Annotated in this window: 14 protein-coding genes and 1 pseudogene; all 15 read left to right on the top strand. The window is 56.2% G+C overall.

All coding sequences use genetic code 11. From position 1 onward, the window contains the following. Window positions 1-317: 317 nt before the first annotated feature. Entirely contained in the window at window positions 318-1,502 is a 1,185-nt protein-coding gene (locus IQ26_RS20960; RefSeq protein WP_145720247.1) for an alpha-D-ribose 1-methylphosphonate 5-triphosphate diphosphatase, read from the top strand. A 48-nt stretch (window positions 1,503-1,550) separates the two neighbouring features. Next, a complete protein-coding gene (gene phnG, locus IQ26_RS20955; protein WP_145720246.1) occupies window positions 1,551-2,021 on the top strand; it encodes a phosphonate C-P lyase system protein PhnG in 471 nt (156 codons plus the stop codon). Then, window positions 2,018-2,623 (top strand): phosphonate C-P lyase system protein PhnH, encoded by a 606-nt coding sequence (phnH, locus tag IQ26_RS20950; protein WP_145720245.1) that lies wholly within the window; start codon window positions 2,018-2,020, stop codon window positions 2,621-2,623. The genes phnG and phnH overlap by 4 nt, the downstream gene beginning before the upstream one ends. Next, window positions 2,624-3,724 carry a carbon-phosphorus lyase complex subunit gene (locus tag IQ26_RS20945; protein WP_145720244.1) on the top strand — a complete coding sequence of 367 codons (1,101 nt, stop codon included), beginning with the start codon at window positions 2,624-2,626 and terminating at the stop codon, window positions 3,722-3,724. Further along, window positions 3,724-4,641 (top strand): alpha-D-ribose 1-methylphosphonate 5-phosphate C-P-lyase PhnJ, encoded by a 918-nt coding sequence (locus IQ26_RS20940; RefSeq protein WP_145720243.1) that lies wholly within the window; start codon window positions 3,724-3,726, stop codon window positions 4,639-4,641. The genes IQ26_RS20945 and IQ26_RS20940 overlap by 1 nt, the downstream gene beginning before the upstream one ends. After that, a complete protein-coding gene (phnK, locus tag IQ26_RS20935; RefSeq protein ID WP_145720242.1) occupies window positions 4,638-5,435 on the top strand; it encodes a phosphonate C-P lyase system protein PhnK in 798 nt (265 codons plus the stop codon). The genes IQ26_RS20940 and phnK overlap by 4 nt, the downstream gene beginning before the upstream one ends. Before the next feature lie 23 nt (window positions 5,436-5,458). Then, window positions 5,459-6,214, top strand: coding sequence for a phosphonate C-P lyase system protein PhnL (gene phnL, locus IQ26_RS20930; protein ID WP_145720241.1), 756 nt, complete (start codon window positions 5,459-5,461; stop codon window positions 6,212-6,214). Then, the gene (locus tag IQ26_RS20925; protein ID WP_145720240.1) at window positions 6,211-6,930 is read left to right on the top strand and encodes a DUF1045 domain-containing protein; all 720 of its coding nucleotides are present in this window, start codon (window positions 6,211-6,213) and stop codon (window positions 6,928-6,930) included. The genes phnL and IQ26_RS20925 overlap by 4 nt, the downstream gene beginning before the upstream one ends. After that, a complete protein-coding gene (gene phnN, locus IQ26_RS20920) occupies window positions 6,927-7,520 on the top strand; it encodes a phosphonate metabolism protein/1,5-bisphosphokinase (PRPP-forming) PhnN (protein WP_145720239.1) in 594 nt (197 codons plus the stop codon). The genes IQ26_RS20925 and phnN overlap by 4 nt, the downstream gene beginning before the upstream one ends. 117 nt (window positions 7,521-7,637) lie before the next feature. After that, window positions 7,638-8,867, top strand: coding sequence for a CaiB/BaiF CoA transferase family protein (locus IQ26_RS20915; protein WP_145720238.1), 1,230 nt, complete (start codon window positions 7,638-7,640; stop codon window positions 8,865-8,867). Between the two features lie 64 nt (window positions 8,868-8,931). Beyond that, window positions 8,932-9,786, top strand: a complete 855-nt coding sequence (locus tag IQ26_RS20910) for an enoyl-CoA hydratase (protein ID WP_145720237.1) — start codon at window positions 8,932-8,934, stop codon at window positions 9,784-9,786. Between the two features lie 94 nt (window positions 9,787-9,880). After that, window positions 9,881-11,515, top strand: a complete 1,635-nt coding sequence (locus IQ26_RS20905; RefSeq protein WP_240547184.1) for a GMC family oxidoreductase — start codon at window positions 9,881-9,883, stop codon at window positions 11,513-11,515. A gap of 343 nt (window positions 11,516-11,858) precedes the next feature. Further along, window positions 11,859-12,483, top strand: a pseudogene (gene istB, locus IQ26_RS20900) (IS21-like element helper ATPase IstB); the annotation flags it as partial. A 396-nt stretch (window positions 12,484-12,879) separates the two neighbouring features. Continuing rightward, window positions 12,880-13,731, top strand: coding sequence for a formyltetrahydrofolate deformylase (gene purU, locus IQ26_RS20895; RefSeq protein WP_145720254.1), 852 nt, complete (start codon window positions 12,880-12,882; stop codon window positions 13,729-13,731). 38 nt (window positions 13,732-13,769) lie between these two features. After that, on the top strand, window positions 13,770-14,714 hold the full coding sequence (gene folD, locus IQ26_RS20890) for a bifunctional methylenetetrahydrofolate dehydrogenase/methenyltetrahydrofolate cyclohydrolase FolD (RefSeq protein ID WP_145720236.1): 945 nt from the start codon (window positions 13,770-13,772) through the stop codon (window positions 14,712-14,714). The last annotated feature ends 65 nt before the right edge of the window (window positions 14,715-14,779 follow it).

Here is a 14,779-nt window from a genome sequence, read left to right as displayed (position 1 = left end):
CTAGCTCGCTTAGCTCGGCCGATGCCCTAGCTATAGCTAGTCTAATCTAAGCTTGGCGCGGACGATCGACCTGAGCAAACGGAGCCGCCGATGGACGCAACTGCTTCCCGGACGGTGGTGGCGGCTTTGCAGGGCGACGGATTGGGCACTTACAGATTGTCCGGAGAACCCCTGCAAAACGATTCTTATGCCCACGATCGGCGACGACACTTGCATTCCGCTTCGTAAAGGTATAAACGTTCCTACCATTGTGGTCGCTCTGGGTTTCATTCTGGGAACCCTCAACGGACCACGGCAGCGATGATAGGGACTGCTTCATGGACCTGCCTGAAAGGCTTGGCGAAATCGCCCTCAATTCGAAAAGGGTAGCCTTTCGCAATGCTAATATCGTTCGTGAACACGATGTTCTATGCGGAGATATTGTAATTGAAGGTGGGACAATCGGCGAGATCGGGAGTGCAACTTCGCGCGATGAGAGATCAATTGATTTCCAAGGGGACCTTCTAATCCCCGGTCTGATCGATTTACACACAGACAATGTCGAGCATCACTTTTTCCCACGCCCGAACGTATACTGGCCATCAGCACTGTCCGCAGTCCTTGCACATGACTGGCAGACACTTGGAGCCGGAGTTACCACGGTATTAGATGCCTTATCGCTGGGTGACTACAGCAGCTCTGGGAATCGCGCGACTGTCCTGAGGTCGGCGATTGATACGATAACCTATGCGCGCTCTTCGGGCTTGCTTCGGGTAGACCACTTTTTTCATTTCCGTTGTGAGCTCTCGGACCCGCATCTGATCGAAATTATCCAGCCTTACTTGCATCATCCGATCCTGCGGCTTTTCAGCGTTATGGACCACACACCCGGGCAACGACAATGGCGGGATCTGTCCATATTCCGGAACTACAGACGTGAGAAAAAGGGTATTGTCTGGACAGATAAGGAATTCGAAATCTATCTCGAACGTTGCCGCCAAACGCAGAGGGAGTGTGTACCAGGATTTCGCAAGGCAATTCACGAGGCCGCAGTCGCGCGAAGTCTCCCGATTGCAAGTCATGACGATACAACGCTCGCCGACGTAGAACAGTCACTCGGCGATGGAGTATCAATCAGTGAGTTTCCGACCACGATGGAGGCGGCGCGCAGGGCACGCGAACTAGGCATGCGCATCGTGATGGGTTCGCCTAATATTGTTCTGGGCGGCTCACATTCCGGCAACGTCAGCGCTGCACATCTTGCTGACGAAGGACTATTGGACATTTTAACTTCGGATTATGTTCCCTCGAGTCTGCTTCAAGCGCCATTTGTTCTTGCTGAGCGGGGCGTCCTTCTTCACGACGCTATCGCTATGGTCACAGCACGGCCCGCCGATGCGCTTCGGTTCACCGATCGCGGTCGAATTTCGCCAGGTCTTCGTGCCGATCTACTGCGAGTGAAACTTGTTGACGGTGTCCCGGTCATCCGGGGCATTTGGGTTGCTGGACAGCAATACCTTTAATCAGGGCAGCGTGATTCACGCGAAAAGAGCGAGGATTTCGGACTCACTATGCAGAATATCTCCGGGGAGGCGACACAACAAGAGCGGTCCAGTTGGATGGGCGTTCTCGCGCGGTCAAGGCGACAGGACATTGAAGATTTCTGGACCGAGCATGGCGATTACTTCGCGGTCGAGTGGCTCCGCAAGCCGCACACCGGTCTCGTGATGGTACGCGGCCGTGCCGGGGGTACCGGCAATCCGTTCAATCTCGGCGAAATGACTGTGACCCGTTGCGCTGTGCGGCTCGCAAACGGGATAGTAGGCCATGGCTATGTTCAGGGTCGCGATCGTCGGCATGCGGAATTTGCTGCCATTCTGGACGCACTCTTACAGCAGAGTGATTGCCGCAAGGATTTATTGGTCCGGGTGATAGAACCCTTGCGAGCAAGGCAAGCAGAACTACGTGTTGAGGGAAGCCGTAAGGCGGCGTCGACCAAGGTCGAATTCTTCACCCTGGTTCGGGGGGAGAACGCGGTATGAAACGCGACCTTGCAGCACCGGAGCTTCGGCCCGCCTTCGCCGATCCGGTATTCGACACTCAGGCCGTATTCCGGACGTTAATGTCGGCAGTAGCCTATCCGGGGCGGATTTTTCCGCTTGATCGGTCGGTGTCTGCACCCCACCCGCTGGACGTGGCAGCAACAGCGCTGTGTCTGACCCTCGCGGATTTCGAGACACCGATATGGCTGGATGGACGAGCCTCGTCGGATGAGGCGCGTTCCTACCTGCGGTTTCATTGCGAAGCGCCGCAGACGACAGACAAGAAGTCTGCACGTTTTGCCCTGATCGCCGATCCGTCATCTATGCCTCATCTGATGGACTTTCACCCAGGTGATGTGGAATTTCCCGACCGCTCCACGACACTGATCGTACAGGTGCCATCGCTGACTGAAGGCCCTACGGCCTCATGGTTTGGACCAGGAATCAATCAGGTGATTAAGCCAGGTATCGCAGGCTTGCCGGACTGGTTCTGGCCGGAATGGAACCTCTGTAGTGAGATCTATCCAATGGGCGTGGACGTGTTTTTCATCTCGGGCGACATGCTCGTCGGCCTGCCGCGTGCAGTTAGGGTGGAAGTGTAGATGGCCTATGTCGCTGTAAAGGGTGGCGAACGGGCCATCATCAATTCCCACAGGCTCATTGCTGAAGAGCGCCGTGGCAATCCCGACCTAGCGGAATTGACCATAAGCCAAATCAGCGAACAGCTTGGTCTGTCCGTTGATCGCGTGATGAACGAGGGCTCGATTTATGATCGCGACCTAGCTGCGCTGGCACTCAAACAAGCGCAGGGCGATGCGGTCGAAGCAATCTTCCTCTTGCGCGCCTATCGCACGACTCTTCCGCGTATCGCAGTCTCTAAACCAATCGACACAACGAGGATGACCGTTCGCCGCCGTATCTCGGCGACATTCAAAGACATCCCCGGCGGACAGGTGCTTGGACCGACCTACGACTACACCCATCGACTGCTGGATTTCGCGCTCGCAGCGGAATGCGGAATCGGAAAGCCCGAAGCAGAGCTCGCTGATGAGCCGCTCGATTCCGTCATTCCCCGCGTCATCGATCTGTTCGATGGCGAGGGTCTGATCGAAGCGGATATCTCCGAAAATGACGAGGAGGTTTTCGATCTGACGCGCGAGCCGATGAGCCTCCCTGCCGGGCGCGACCAGCGTCTCCAAAACCTTGCACGGGGCGATGAAGGCTTCGTGCTTGGGCTCGCATATTCGACCGCTCGCGGATACGGCGGCGCCCATCCCTTTGTTGGCGAGTTGCGCCTCGGTGAGGTTATCATCGAGATCGTGCCGGAAGACCTTGGGTTTCCGATCGAAATCGCTGAAGTTACCATCACCGAATGCCAGATGATAAACCAGTTCCGAGGCACCGCTGAACAGCCTCCACAGTTCACGCGGGGCTATGGACTGACTTTCGGCCATTGCGAGCGCAAAGCTATGTCGATGGCGCTGGTCGATCGCGCATTGAGGGCGCGTGAGCTGGGCGAGGATGTCCGATATCCAGCTCAGGACGAGGGATTCGTCCTTCCCCATACCGATAGTGTCGAGGCGAATGGCTTCGTCACCCATTTCAAGCTGCCGCACTATGTCGATTTCCAAGCCGAGCTCCAGCTCGTGCGTCAGTTGCGCGAGCAGCGTGAAGCAGATCAGGCAAAGGAGGCCGCGGAGTAATGTCCGGTCCTGGAAACAAACAGTGCGACACCGGCGATGGTTACAGCTTCGCCTATCTCGACGAACAAACCAAACGGATGATACGGCGCACTCTCCTAAAGGCTTTGTCGATCCCCGGCTATCAGGTGCCCTTTGGCGGACGCGAGATGCCGCTCGCTTACGGTTGGGGAACCGGCGGGATTCAGGTCACGGCCAGCATCATCGGGCCCGACGATAGGCTGAAGGTCATAGACCAAGGCGCCGACGATACCACCAATGCCGTTTCGATCCGCCGCTTCTTTGAGATCGTATCGAACGTCGCTACGACCGAACAAACCGCAGAAGCGACCATCATTCAGACACGGCACCGAATCCCTGAAGCGCCTCTCCAAGAAGGTCAGATTCTCGTCTATCAGGTTCCCCAGCCCGATCCCCTGCACAAGATCGATCCGCGCGAGAATGAAACTCGTAAGATGCACGCCTATGCAGAGTACGGCGCCATGCAGGTGACCCTTTATGAGGACATCGCCCGCTTCGGACGTATCGCCCGGACGTACGACTACCCCGCCATGGTCAATGCCAGGCATCTGATGTCACCAAGCCCGATTCCGAAGTTCGATAATCCTAAGATGGAAAACAATCCGGCGATCCAGCTGTTTGGAGCCGGGCGCGAAAAGCGCATCTATGCGGTGCCGCCCTACACATCCGTGCGCAGTCTTGATTTCGATGACCATCCCTTCGAGGTCCAGACCTGGAAAGGTTGCTGTGCCCTTTGTAGCTCGACCGTTTCCTACCTCGACGAGGTGGTCACCGACGATCGCGGAGGACGCATGTTTGTTTGTTCAGACACTGACTATTGCAACAAGCGCCAAGCGGACCGGGCGCTGACGACTGAAACCGGTGGGATTGTGGCTCCCGATGAGGGAGCCAAGCTATGAGCGCCGTTCGCAAACTCCAACAAAGGCCGGTGCTTCTGGAAGTTTCTGGAGTGTCTAAATCCTATGGTGGCCAGGTCGGCTGCCTCGACGTTTCCTTTTCCATTCGCCCGGGCGAAGTGCTGGGCATCGTGGGTGAAAGCGGTTCAGGGAAGTCAACGCTACTCGCATGCCTTTCAGGACGTCTTCAGCCCGACACCGGCTCCATCATCTACGACATGAAGGATCGCGGTCCTGTCGACATGCTGTTGCTGTCCGAACCCGAGCGGCGGCGCCTTGCGCGCACTGATTGGGGGATCGTCCACCAAAACCCGCGTGATGGGTTGCGTATGGATGTGAGCGCCGGTGGCAATGTCGGGGAACGTCCAATGGCCATCGGCGCACGCCACTACGGCAACATCCGTGCAGAGGCACAGGACTGGTTGCAGAAGGTTGAGATCGACCTCACACGCACTGACGACAAGCCCAGAACCTTCTCAGGCGGAATGCAGCAGCGACTTCAGATAGCCCGCAATCTTGTGACCAAACCCAGACTCGTCTTTATGGACGAGCCGACCGGTGGGCTCGACGTCTCGGTACAGGCGCGGCTTCTCGACCTGCTACGCGGCCTTGTACGCGAACTGGGCATCGCTGCCATTATCGTCACCCACGATCTTGCCGTGGTGCGCTTGCTCGCCGATCGCCTGATGGTCATGCAGCGCGGCCGCGTCATCGAGGAAGGCCTGACTGATCAGGTGCTCGACGATCCCCATCACCCCTATACGCAACTGCTAGTCTCGTCGATCCTTCAGGTCTGAGCGGCGGGAAGGAGACTTTCATCATGACCATCATCCGTCTTCACGCCAGAGGCCTCTCCAAGACATTCACGCTGCATACGCAAGGTGGAACAACGCTGCCAGTTTTCGAGGACATCGATCTGCAAGTTCGATCCGGAGAGTGCGTTTGCCTGCACGGTCCGTCTGGTGCCGGAAAGTCGACGTTGCTGCGCTCACTTTATGCGAATTACAAGCCGCAGTCTGGCTCTGTCATGGTGCAACATGACGGAGAAATAGTTGATATCACTGCAGCCGAACCATGGAAGGTCGTCGAGATCCGACGCTTCACTATTGGCTATGTCAGTCAGTTCCTGCGCGTCATTCCCCGCGTGCCAGTCCTCGATGTCGTCGCAGAGCCAGCGATAACCAACGGACGATCGGTTGAAGAGGCCCATGCCGCGGCGCGCACGCTGCTTACTCGCCTACGCATTCCCGAACGCCTCTGGTCTCTCGCACCAGCAACATTTTCAGGGGGCGAACAACAGCGCGTCAACATCGCGCGTAGCTTTATTGTCGCCTATCCAATTCTTCTTCTTGATGAGCCGACAGCCTCACTCGACGCCGAAAATCGGAAGACGGTGATTGAATTGATTTGCGAGGCGAAGGTACGTGGCGCCGCAGTTGTAGGTATTTTCCATGATGCCGAGGTTCGCGACGCAGTTGCCGATCGCTTGTTCGAGATCCGGTCTACGCACAGGGAACCCACCGAAATCCCTTGCAAGCCGGTGCCGGACTTACCCACGATTGAGGCGGTTGCGTGAATTCCGACCTATCGTCAGGCATAAGGTATGCCATCTACTATACGCCGCCGGAAAACCACGCGTTGACGCGTGCGGCCGCCGCATGGCTGGGGCGGAACGCTTTCTCCGAGGCGAGTGTGGCCCAGACCACCGTCGGCACAAGTGACTTTGCCCTGACAGCAGAGCCGCGTCGGTACGGATTTCATGCTACCATCAAGGCTCCCTTCCGTCTGAAAGCAGCGTATGAAGTTACTGACCTCGACCAGGCAATTGAGAGACTGGTCTGCACTTCGGCTCCATGCCCGATCGGCCCGCTTCGCATCAGTACACTGGGCGATTTCTTCGCACTTGTTCCATCAAGCCCCACCCCTGCGCTTGGCGAGTTGGCAGCACGAGTTGTGGTGGAGATGGATCGATTTCGGGCACCGATGGAAGAAGAGGAGCGACAACGCCGGCTGAGGACTTCTCTCGATGAGGTGGAGGCTGCGAACATGGCACAATGGGGATACCCCTACGTCTTGGAACGCTTTCGCTTCCATATGACTCTGACTGGTCCAGTGCGGCCTGAATTTCAAGAAGCCGTTTGGAAGCGTCTTACTGATACGTTCGCTCCTCTGCTCGATGAGGACTTCCGGCTCGATGCACTCTCGTTGTTTTCACAGGAAAGTCCTAAGGCCGACTTCGTTGTTCGATCCCGTTTCTTGCTCCAGGCCAAGGCGAGGAAGGTAATGGCATGATCGTCGGGGTAGGAATCACCGGTAGGATGGTGCTAATCGTTGGCCCGAGCGGTTCTGGCAAGGATACATTGCTTGACTATGCTCGGGAGCGGCTGCGACTTCATCCTGGCTTCAGGTTTGTCCGACGGATCATCACCCGGCCCGCCTCTCCGGGCGAAGACCACGAATCCGTTTCCGAGCATGAGTTTCAACGCCTAGTCTCACATAACGCATTCTCCTTGAATTGGACTGCGCACGGTCTTTCTTACGGCCTGCCAGCCGCCGTTGATCAATGGCTAGCAGACGGGACGGTCGTGATTGCGAATGGCTCGCGCGAGGTGCTGCCTCAAGCAAGATTGCGGTTCCCTCGCCTGCAAATCGTCAACATCACTGCACCGTCCGAATTACTTCAGCGGCGTCTAGCCGAGCGAGGCAGAGAGACGGGAAAGTCGATTCGGGACCGTCTAGCCCGGAGCGAAACGATCGAGGTTGTTGGGTCAGATGTTCACAATATCGACAATTCGGGACCTCCGGCTGTAGCTGGAGAAGAGTTCTTGAGGCTCCTCACATTCGGCGCCGATGGCGGAGGGGCGCACCTTGAGAATTCTTAGCGTGACATATCCTGGGCGCGGCAAGCTTGCCGTGAATTGGCGATGCCACCGACAATGCGCGCCCATCCCATGCCCGCTTCGCTCTGATCGCATGTAAGCAACCAGCTGGAGGAACGCATGTATATCGGAGTTGACCAAAACCCCAACAAGGGCCCCCTTTCAGGTATCACCGTCCTGGATTTCTCACGCGTCCTGGCTGGACCGTATTGCACCATGGTCTTAGCGGATCTGGGCGCTCGCGTGATAAAGATAGAAAAGTTCGGCACAGGTGACGACACTCGAGCCTTCGGCCCATTTGTCGAAGACGAGTCGGCTTATTTTATTTGCTTTAACAGAGGAAAGGAAAGCATCGTTCTAGATATTAAATCGCCGCGCGATCGGGAAATTCTAGAACAACTTTTAGACAAAGCGGATGTCTTGGTAGAAAACTTTCGACCTGGGGTGATGGATCGGCTGGGGTACGGTGCGGACCGGCTCGCAAAGACTCATCCGCACATCGTGTATGCTTCGATCTCCGGCTTCGGCCATACGGGACCGTTTAGCGATCTGCCCGGCTATGATATGGTCGTTCAAGCGATGGGCGGGGTGATGAGCCTCACTGGATGGCCGGACGGTCCGCCGGCGCGCGTAGGCACAAGCTTCGGCGATCTTGGCGCCGCACTGTTTGCCACGATCGGAATAGTCTCGGCACTCTACAAGCGGTCGCAAAACGCCCAGGGTACGCGGGTGGACATCGGAATGCTCGATTGCCAGGCCGCGCTCATGGAGACCGCGCTCGCTCGCTACGATGTTGAAGGGACGGTACCAGGCCGAACAGGCGACAGCCACCCGTCGCTCGCACCCTTCGAAAGCTTCGCGGCGAAAGATGGTCGCTTCGTCATAGCGGCGGGAAACGACACTCTATTCATGTTGATGGCCGATGCTCTTGAAGCGCCCCAGCTTGCACTTGATCCATTATTTACTAGCAATAACCTCAGATGCCGGAATCGATCAGACCTGATCAAGGCAATCGAGGCGATTACTTCTATCGAACCTATTCAGCATTGGATAGACAGATTAAACGCTGCTGGCGTGCCATGTTCACCGATTAACACAATCGACAAGCTTTTCGAGAACCCACAGCTCATCGCTCGCAGCATGATCATCCACGTTAAAGGCAATGGTAGTCGCGCCATCCGTACCGCTGGGAATCCGATTAGGTTGGGTGGTTACCCCCAGAACGATCCAGTAACGCCAGTCGTCGCACCTGGTTTAAATGAGCATCGCGAGCAAATACTAAGTGAACTGATGGCATCACTCGGTAGCTACATTTCTCGCGGCGATGATCAAGGCGACGTGTTGACCTAGATCTATTCTCCGCCGCGAGCGCTAAGTCGCCTAGTGTCTATTATCATCCTAAGGAGACTGTGTCATGACCACCGCCAATTCAGCGACTGCTCGTAAAACTGCTGAACCTACTGCTCCCCGCGAAGTCGCTATTGTCACAACGACAGAAAGTCCGGAAACAATTATTGTGGAACGACGTGAACGCGTTGGTCTCATAACACTAAACCGTCCGAAAAGTTTGAACGCTCTAAATAGCCGCCTCGCAGTTGAAGTACTCGCTGCACTAAATGGCTTTGATGCCGACGCTCAGATCGGTGCCATTGTAATCACGGGAAGCCCAAGAGCGTTCGCTGCGGGCGCTGACATTGCCGAGATGGCTGAGAAATCATTTTTCAACTTTTACATGGATGATTTTCTAGCGCCTTGGGACAAAATCGCCGCCATTTCGAAACCGATAATCGCGGCAGTAAGCGGCTTCGCGCTTGGAGGAGGCTGTGAGCTCGCGCTTTTGTGCGACATCATCATCGCCTCGGAGGATGCGCAGTTCGGGCAGCCTGAAATCAAACTCGGCATCCTGCCCGGCATCGGTGGTTCGCAGCGACTAACCCGCGCGGTAGGAAAATCACTCGCTATGGACTTGGTATTGACCGGTCGCACGATCGGTGCGGCCGAGGCGAAGGCGGCGGGGCTCGTCGCGCGCGTCGTTCCTGCGGCAGACCTTCTGCAGACAGCTTTGGAGGTCGCTCACACAATTGCTGCATACAACGCGCCGGCAGTCAAAATGGCGAAGGAAGCTGTCAATCGGGCCTTCGAGGGGTCTCTCGCAGATGGACTTCGTCACGAACGACTTCTGTTCCAATCAGCCTTTGCAACTGAAGGCCAGAAAGAAGGAATGAACGCTTTCGTCAACAAGCGGGCTCCTGTCTTCCGGCATCGTTGACGTTAGCACGCCCGAAGCAAAGACAACTCGCGCCGGTTCACTGCTGGTAGCGAACCGATAAATAACCCGCACAAGGGAGTTTGAGGAGGTGACTTTGACAGGGGGCCGCATACTCGACGGTGAGTACGACTATATCGTTGTTGGCGCAGGCTCTGCTGGTTGCGTGATGGCGAACCGTTTGTCCGCTCTCCCCAACAACCGAGTTCTGGTGCTTGAGGCGGGGGGCAACGATAATTGGATCTGGTTCCACATCCCCGTTGGTTACTTGTTCGCGATCGGAAATCCCCGCTCTGATTGGATGTTTGAAACCGGGAAAGAGCCTGGCTTAAATGGACGATCGCTGAAGTACCCGCGCGGAAAAGTCATAGGTGGATCATCAGCGATAAATGCGATGATCTCCATGCGCGGTCAAGCAGCGGACTACGACCACTGGCGTCAGCTAGGACTTGCCGGCTGGAGTTGGGATGATGTGCTCCCTATATTCAAACGGCTCGACAACCATTTCTTGGGTGACACCGAGCATCATGGCTCAGGGGGCGAATGGCGCGTGGAGCAGCCGCGGTTGCGTTGGGAAATACTCGACACCATCGCGAAGGCGGCCACAGAAATGGGAGTTCCGTGTACACAGGACTTCAATACCGGCGATAACACTGGAGTAGGATATTTCCACGTCAATCAGAGAAGCGGCCTTCGCTGGTCGGCGGCACGGGCATTCCTCAAACCCGCTCTGAAGCGGTCAAATCTACGGTTAAAGACGGGCGCTCTGGTCGAGAGGGTAATATTTAAAGACCGACGCGCTGTCGGCGTGCGCTTTCGTCTAAACGGCCACGTCATCGAGGCCAGAGCAAAGGGCGAAGTGATTCTGGCCGCCGGCTCGATAGGTTCCGCCCAAATTCTTCAACTCTCCGGCATCGGACCATCCGAGTGGCTTTCCCCCCATGGTATTGAGACGATTTTGCACAAGCCCGGCGTGGGCCGCAATCTTCAGGACCATCTTCAGCAGCGGGCGATCTACAAAGTGCGCGGCGTCAAGACGCTCAACGAAGCTTACCATTCCCTCATCGGCCGTGGCATGATGGGGCTCGAGTTCGCGTTGTTTCGACGTGGCCCCCTGACGATGGCGCCATCACAGCTCGGAATCTTCACGACCTCGTCGCCGGATTATGCGCGGGCGAACATTCAGTTCCATGTGCAACCTCTTTCGCTCGACAAATTTGGCGATCCATTGCATCGCTTCTCCGCCATCACAGTTGCAGCGTGTAATCTTAGGCCTGGATCCCGCGGAACAATCCGGTTGGTATCCGCCGATCCTCTCGACAAACCAGCTATTTCGCCAAACTATTTGTCGACCGCTGAAGACTGCCGCGTCGCGGCGGACGCCATCCGCACGACGCGGCGACTCATGAGGCAGCCAGCATTGCAGCGCTTCGCACCCGAAGAACATTTACCCGGACCTCTTGTTGATGACAGTGATAAAGCGCTCGCAAAAGCTGCAGGCGATATTGGAACCACGATTTTTCATCCGGTCGGCACCGCAAAAATGGGCCTTGCAAGTGACCCCACCGCGGTCGTTGACGAGCGCCTCCGGGTGATTGGTCTCAGCGCGTTGCGCGTGATTGATGCTTCAGTGATGCCCACTATCACGTCAGGGAATACAAATACTCCAACAATCATGATTTCTGAGAAAGGAGCACGGATGGTGTTAGAAGACGCAGGGAACATTCACTAAATCGACAACAGGTCGAGCTGTTTAATAGTGTTCCGGCTGCCAGCGTTTTCACGTGCGCGCTGCAACGTTTCGCTAGAAACACTCACGCATTTTTTTGCCGGATCTGCAATCAGCCCGTGGGAGCGATCCGGGTAGCCGCGATCGACCCTATCCCTGCACTCCAGTCGCCACTCGCAAATCCGCCCTCTGTGAGTGCTCTGTATCCATCCGGTGAAGCCTCACCGGAGGGGTACAGTGCTCCTTGCGGATTTGAGGTCTTGCAGGTCCGCCGACGCGCTACGATTACCTGGATCTTAGGTCCGCGGACCTAACTGGACTGTCAATCGGCTCGGATAATCAACAAATGCTGACCAATCCCACCATCGACATGCTGCGCGAACTCGGCCTTTCCGGCATGGCAAACGCGTTCCAGGAACTGGAGACGCAGCCGGAGGCAAGAGCCCTCCAGCACGGCGAATGGCTTGCCCTCCGGCTCGAACGGGAGGCGACAACGCGCCGTCAGAAGCGCTTCGAGGCCAGAGCCCGTGCCGCCAGATTACGTCATGACGCCCAGATCGAGAACGCCGATTTCCGGGCAACCCGCGGTCTTGATCGCAATCTCTTCATGAGGCTGGCGACATGCGACTGGATCAGACAGCGCCATAGCCTGCTCCTGATCGGACCAGCCGGCGTCGGGAAGAGCTGGCTGGCCTGCGCGCTCGGCCACAAGGCATGCCGCGAGGATCTCTCGGTCGCGTACCACCGTGTGTGCCGCGCCTCTTCGCCTCGCTCGCCCTTGCCCGCGGAGACGGCCGTTACGCGAAGCTGCTCAAGAGCCTGGTCAAAACGGACTTGCTTATTTTAGACGATTGGGGCCGGAGAAGCTCAACGACGAACAACGCCGCGATCTCCTGGAAATCGTAGAGGATCGCTACGAGAAGCGTTCCACCATCCTCACAAGTCAAATTCCCGTGGATCACTGGTATGAGCGCCTCTGGGTCTTTTTCGATATTTGTCGACGAACTCGTTTTCGGTCGCGTCCGGTATTCTATCGGAATAGGTGTCCGGTTTCGTCTCGGAATCACTGTCCGGAATCATTGGAATACGCAGCCGCACTCATCAAGCGGCCCCGGTCATCGCTGCTCGTTCAGGCCAAAGGCATGGTAAATCGAGGTGTCCAACTTCATACGGGCCGAATCCGTGCTTTACTCCTCCTTTTTTCGTGGTATATACCAGGCATTAGAAATTGGGGCCTTGGTCGGTTTCATGCGCGATTTACGAACAATGTGATCGAGCATGGCCCAGCATTGAGGCTGACCACGGTTGGGATCTTTTCCCTTAATCCTTCCTGGGCCAATTTGCCCGGCCCCATCGCGAGCATGACTATGATCGACAACGCGTTCGTTTTAACCCTGGCCTGCGAAGACAGAGTGGGCATTGTCGCCGCGGTTACGGCCGAGCTCGTGACGCTCGGTGCCAATATTGCCGAAAGCAATCAATTTTGGGATCGCCAGACCAATCGTTTCTTCATGCGCATCGCCTTCACGATACCCACAAACGTATCTCGAGAAGATATTGAGCGGTTGCTGAAATCGCCAATTGAACGCTTCGACATTAAAACTTCTTTGGCCAGCGAGGCTCGCAAACCAAAACTCATCATTATGGTCTCAAAATTCGACCATGCTCTGCTGCATCTCCTCTACCAGATTCGCGTCGGTCGCCTAAACGCTGAGGTGGCAGCCATTGTTTCCAATCATGAAGACAGCCGGCGTACTGCCGAACTTGAGAGCGTTCCTTACTGCTATTGGCCGGTAACAGAGGATACCAAGGCAGAGCAGGAACAGAGATTGCTCGAATTGGTGAAGGATGTTGGCGCCGACCTAGTGGTATTGGCGCGTTATATGCAGGTCTTGTCCGCGGACCTATCAAAGCGACTCTATGGAAAAGCAATCAACATCCACCATTCCTTCCTCCCCAGCTTCAAGGGCGCGAAACCCTATCACCAGGCTTTCGAACGGGGCGTCAAAATTATCGGCGCGACCGCCCACTATGTCACATCCGACCTCGACGAAGGACCTATCATCGAACAAGAAACCGAGCGGGTCTCGCACGCGATGAGCGCCGAGGATTTCGTCGCCGTTGGTCGGGACATTGAGAGCCGAGTGCTCGCGCGGGCGGTGAAAAGTCACCTCGAGCTCCGCGTTCTAATCAATGGTCACAAGACGGTCATTTTCTGAGAATTCCGCACGGTGTGAAGGTACTGGGGGCATGCACAGTGACTGAAATTATCGATGGGAAAGTGGCCAGCCAGGATGTGGTCGCGGAGGTGAAGCGGCTTTCAGCCGAATTGGCTGTATCTGGCGGAACACCGGGCCTCGCTGTGGTGATTGTCGGTGAAGATCCGGCAAGCCAGGTGTATGTGGCCTCAAAGAGCAGGATGGCCAGCGAATGTGGATTTCATTCTGTCCAGTATAGCTTGTCCTCCGATACTTCCGAGAACGAGTTGGTTGACCTAGTTTGCAAGCTCAACTTCGATCCACAAATTCATGGCATCCTGGTTCAGTTGCCCCTGCCGAGCCAGATCGACACTGGGCGCATTATCCAGGCAATTGCACCTGAAAAGGATGTCGACGGCTTCAACTTCATTAATGTCGGTAAGGTTGGGACGGGTGAGCTGGGAACCGCCTTCATACCGTGCACACCAGCCGGTGCGATGTTGCTGATCGAACGGGTCCGCGGGAAAGACCTTACCGGGCTAAACGCAGTTGTGGTCGGTCGCTCTAATATTGTCGGCAAGCCAATGGCAAGTCTCTTACTTGCTGCGAATTGCACCGTAACGATCGCACACAGACATACCCGCGATCTTGCCACTATTACGCGCACTGCTGACATTCTCGTCGTCGCGGTCGGTAAGCCTGAATTGGTGAAAGGCGATTGGGTGAAGCCCGGCGCCACTGTAATCGACGTCGGCATCAATCGCGTACCGGCGCTGGCGGACGGTACTCGAAGAACAACGCTAGTTGGCGACGTCGATTTTGGAGCAGTTAAGAGATCTGCAGGAGCGATTACTCCTGTACCCGGTGGCGTCGGTCCAATGACGATTGCCATGCTAATGGCTAATACCCTGGTCTCAGCGTACCGCGCGGTTGGAATGGTCGCTCCACGTTTCGATGAGGCGAAACGATCCCATATGGACGACAATCGATTCGATGTTGTTTAGAGATATACATTTTCCTGAAGCTTTAATTCGCCGGTAAACAACGCACGCGGTGTGCTGAGGTTTAT

This window comes from Mesorhizobium tianshanense (genome assembly GCF_007830515.1).
Taxonomy (GTDB): domain Bacteria; phylum Pseudomonadota; class Alphaproteobacteria; order Rhizobiales; family Rhizobiaceae; genus Mesorhizobium; species Mesorhizobium tianshanense.
This window is presented reverse-complemented; position numbering and strand designations above follow the sequence as displayed.

What these genes read in the sequence shown, in the direction of transcription:
- IQ26_RS20910 (WP_145720237.1), top strand. Translation starts at nt 8,932, where the DNA reads ATGACCACCGCCAATTCAGCGACTGCTCGTAAAACTGCTGAACCTACT.
- IQ26_RS20960 (WP_145720247.1), top strand. Translation starts at nt 318, where the DNA reads ATGGACCTGCCTGAAAGGCTTGGCGAAATCGCCCTCAATTCGAAAAGG.
- phnK (WP_145720242.1), top strand. Translation starts at nt 4,638, where the DNA reads ATGAGCGCCGTTCGCAAACTCCAACAAAGGCCGGTGCTTCTGGAAGTT.
- phnH (WP_145720245.1), top strand. Translation starts at nt 2,018, where the DNA reads ATGAAACGCGACCTTGCAGCACCGGAGCTTCGGCCCGCCTTCGCCGAT.
- phnL (WP_145720241.1), top strand. Translation starts at nt 5,459, where the DNA reads ATGACCATCATCCGTCTTCACGCCAGAGGCCTCTCCAAGACATTCACG.
- IQ26_RS20915 (WP_145720238.1), top strand. Translation starts at nt 7,638, where the DNA reads ATGTATATCGGAGTTGACCAAAACCCCAACAAGGGCCCCCTTTCAGGT.
- phnG (WP_145720246.1), top strand. Translation starts at nt 1,551, where the DNA reads ATGCAGAATATCTCCGGGGAGGCGACACAACAAGAGCGGTCCAGTTGG.
- IQ26_RS20940 (WP_145720243.1), top strand. Translation starts at nt 3,724, where the DNA reads ATGTCCGGTCCTGGAAACAAACAGTGCGACACCGGCGATGGTTACAGC.
- purU (WP_145720254.1), top strand. Translation starts at nt 12,880, where the DNA reads ATGATCGACAACGCGTTCGTTTTAACCCTGGCCTGCGAAGACAGAGTG.
- phnN (WP_145720239.1), top strand. Translation starts at nt 6,927, where the DNA reads ATGATCGTCGGGGTAGGAATCACCGGTAGGATGGTGCTAATCGTTGGC.
- IQ26_RS20945 (WP_145720244.1), top strand. Translation starts at nt 2,624, where the DNA reads ATGGCCTATGTCGCTGTAAAGGGTGGCGAACGGGCCATCATCAATTCC.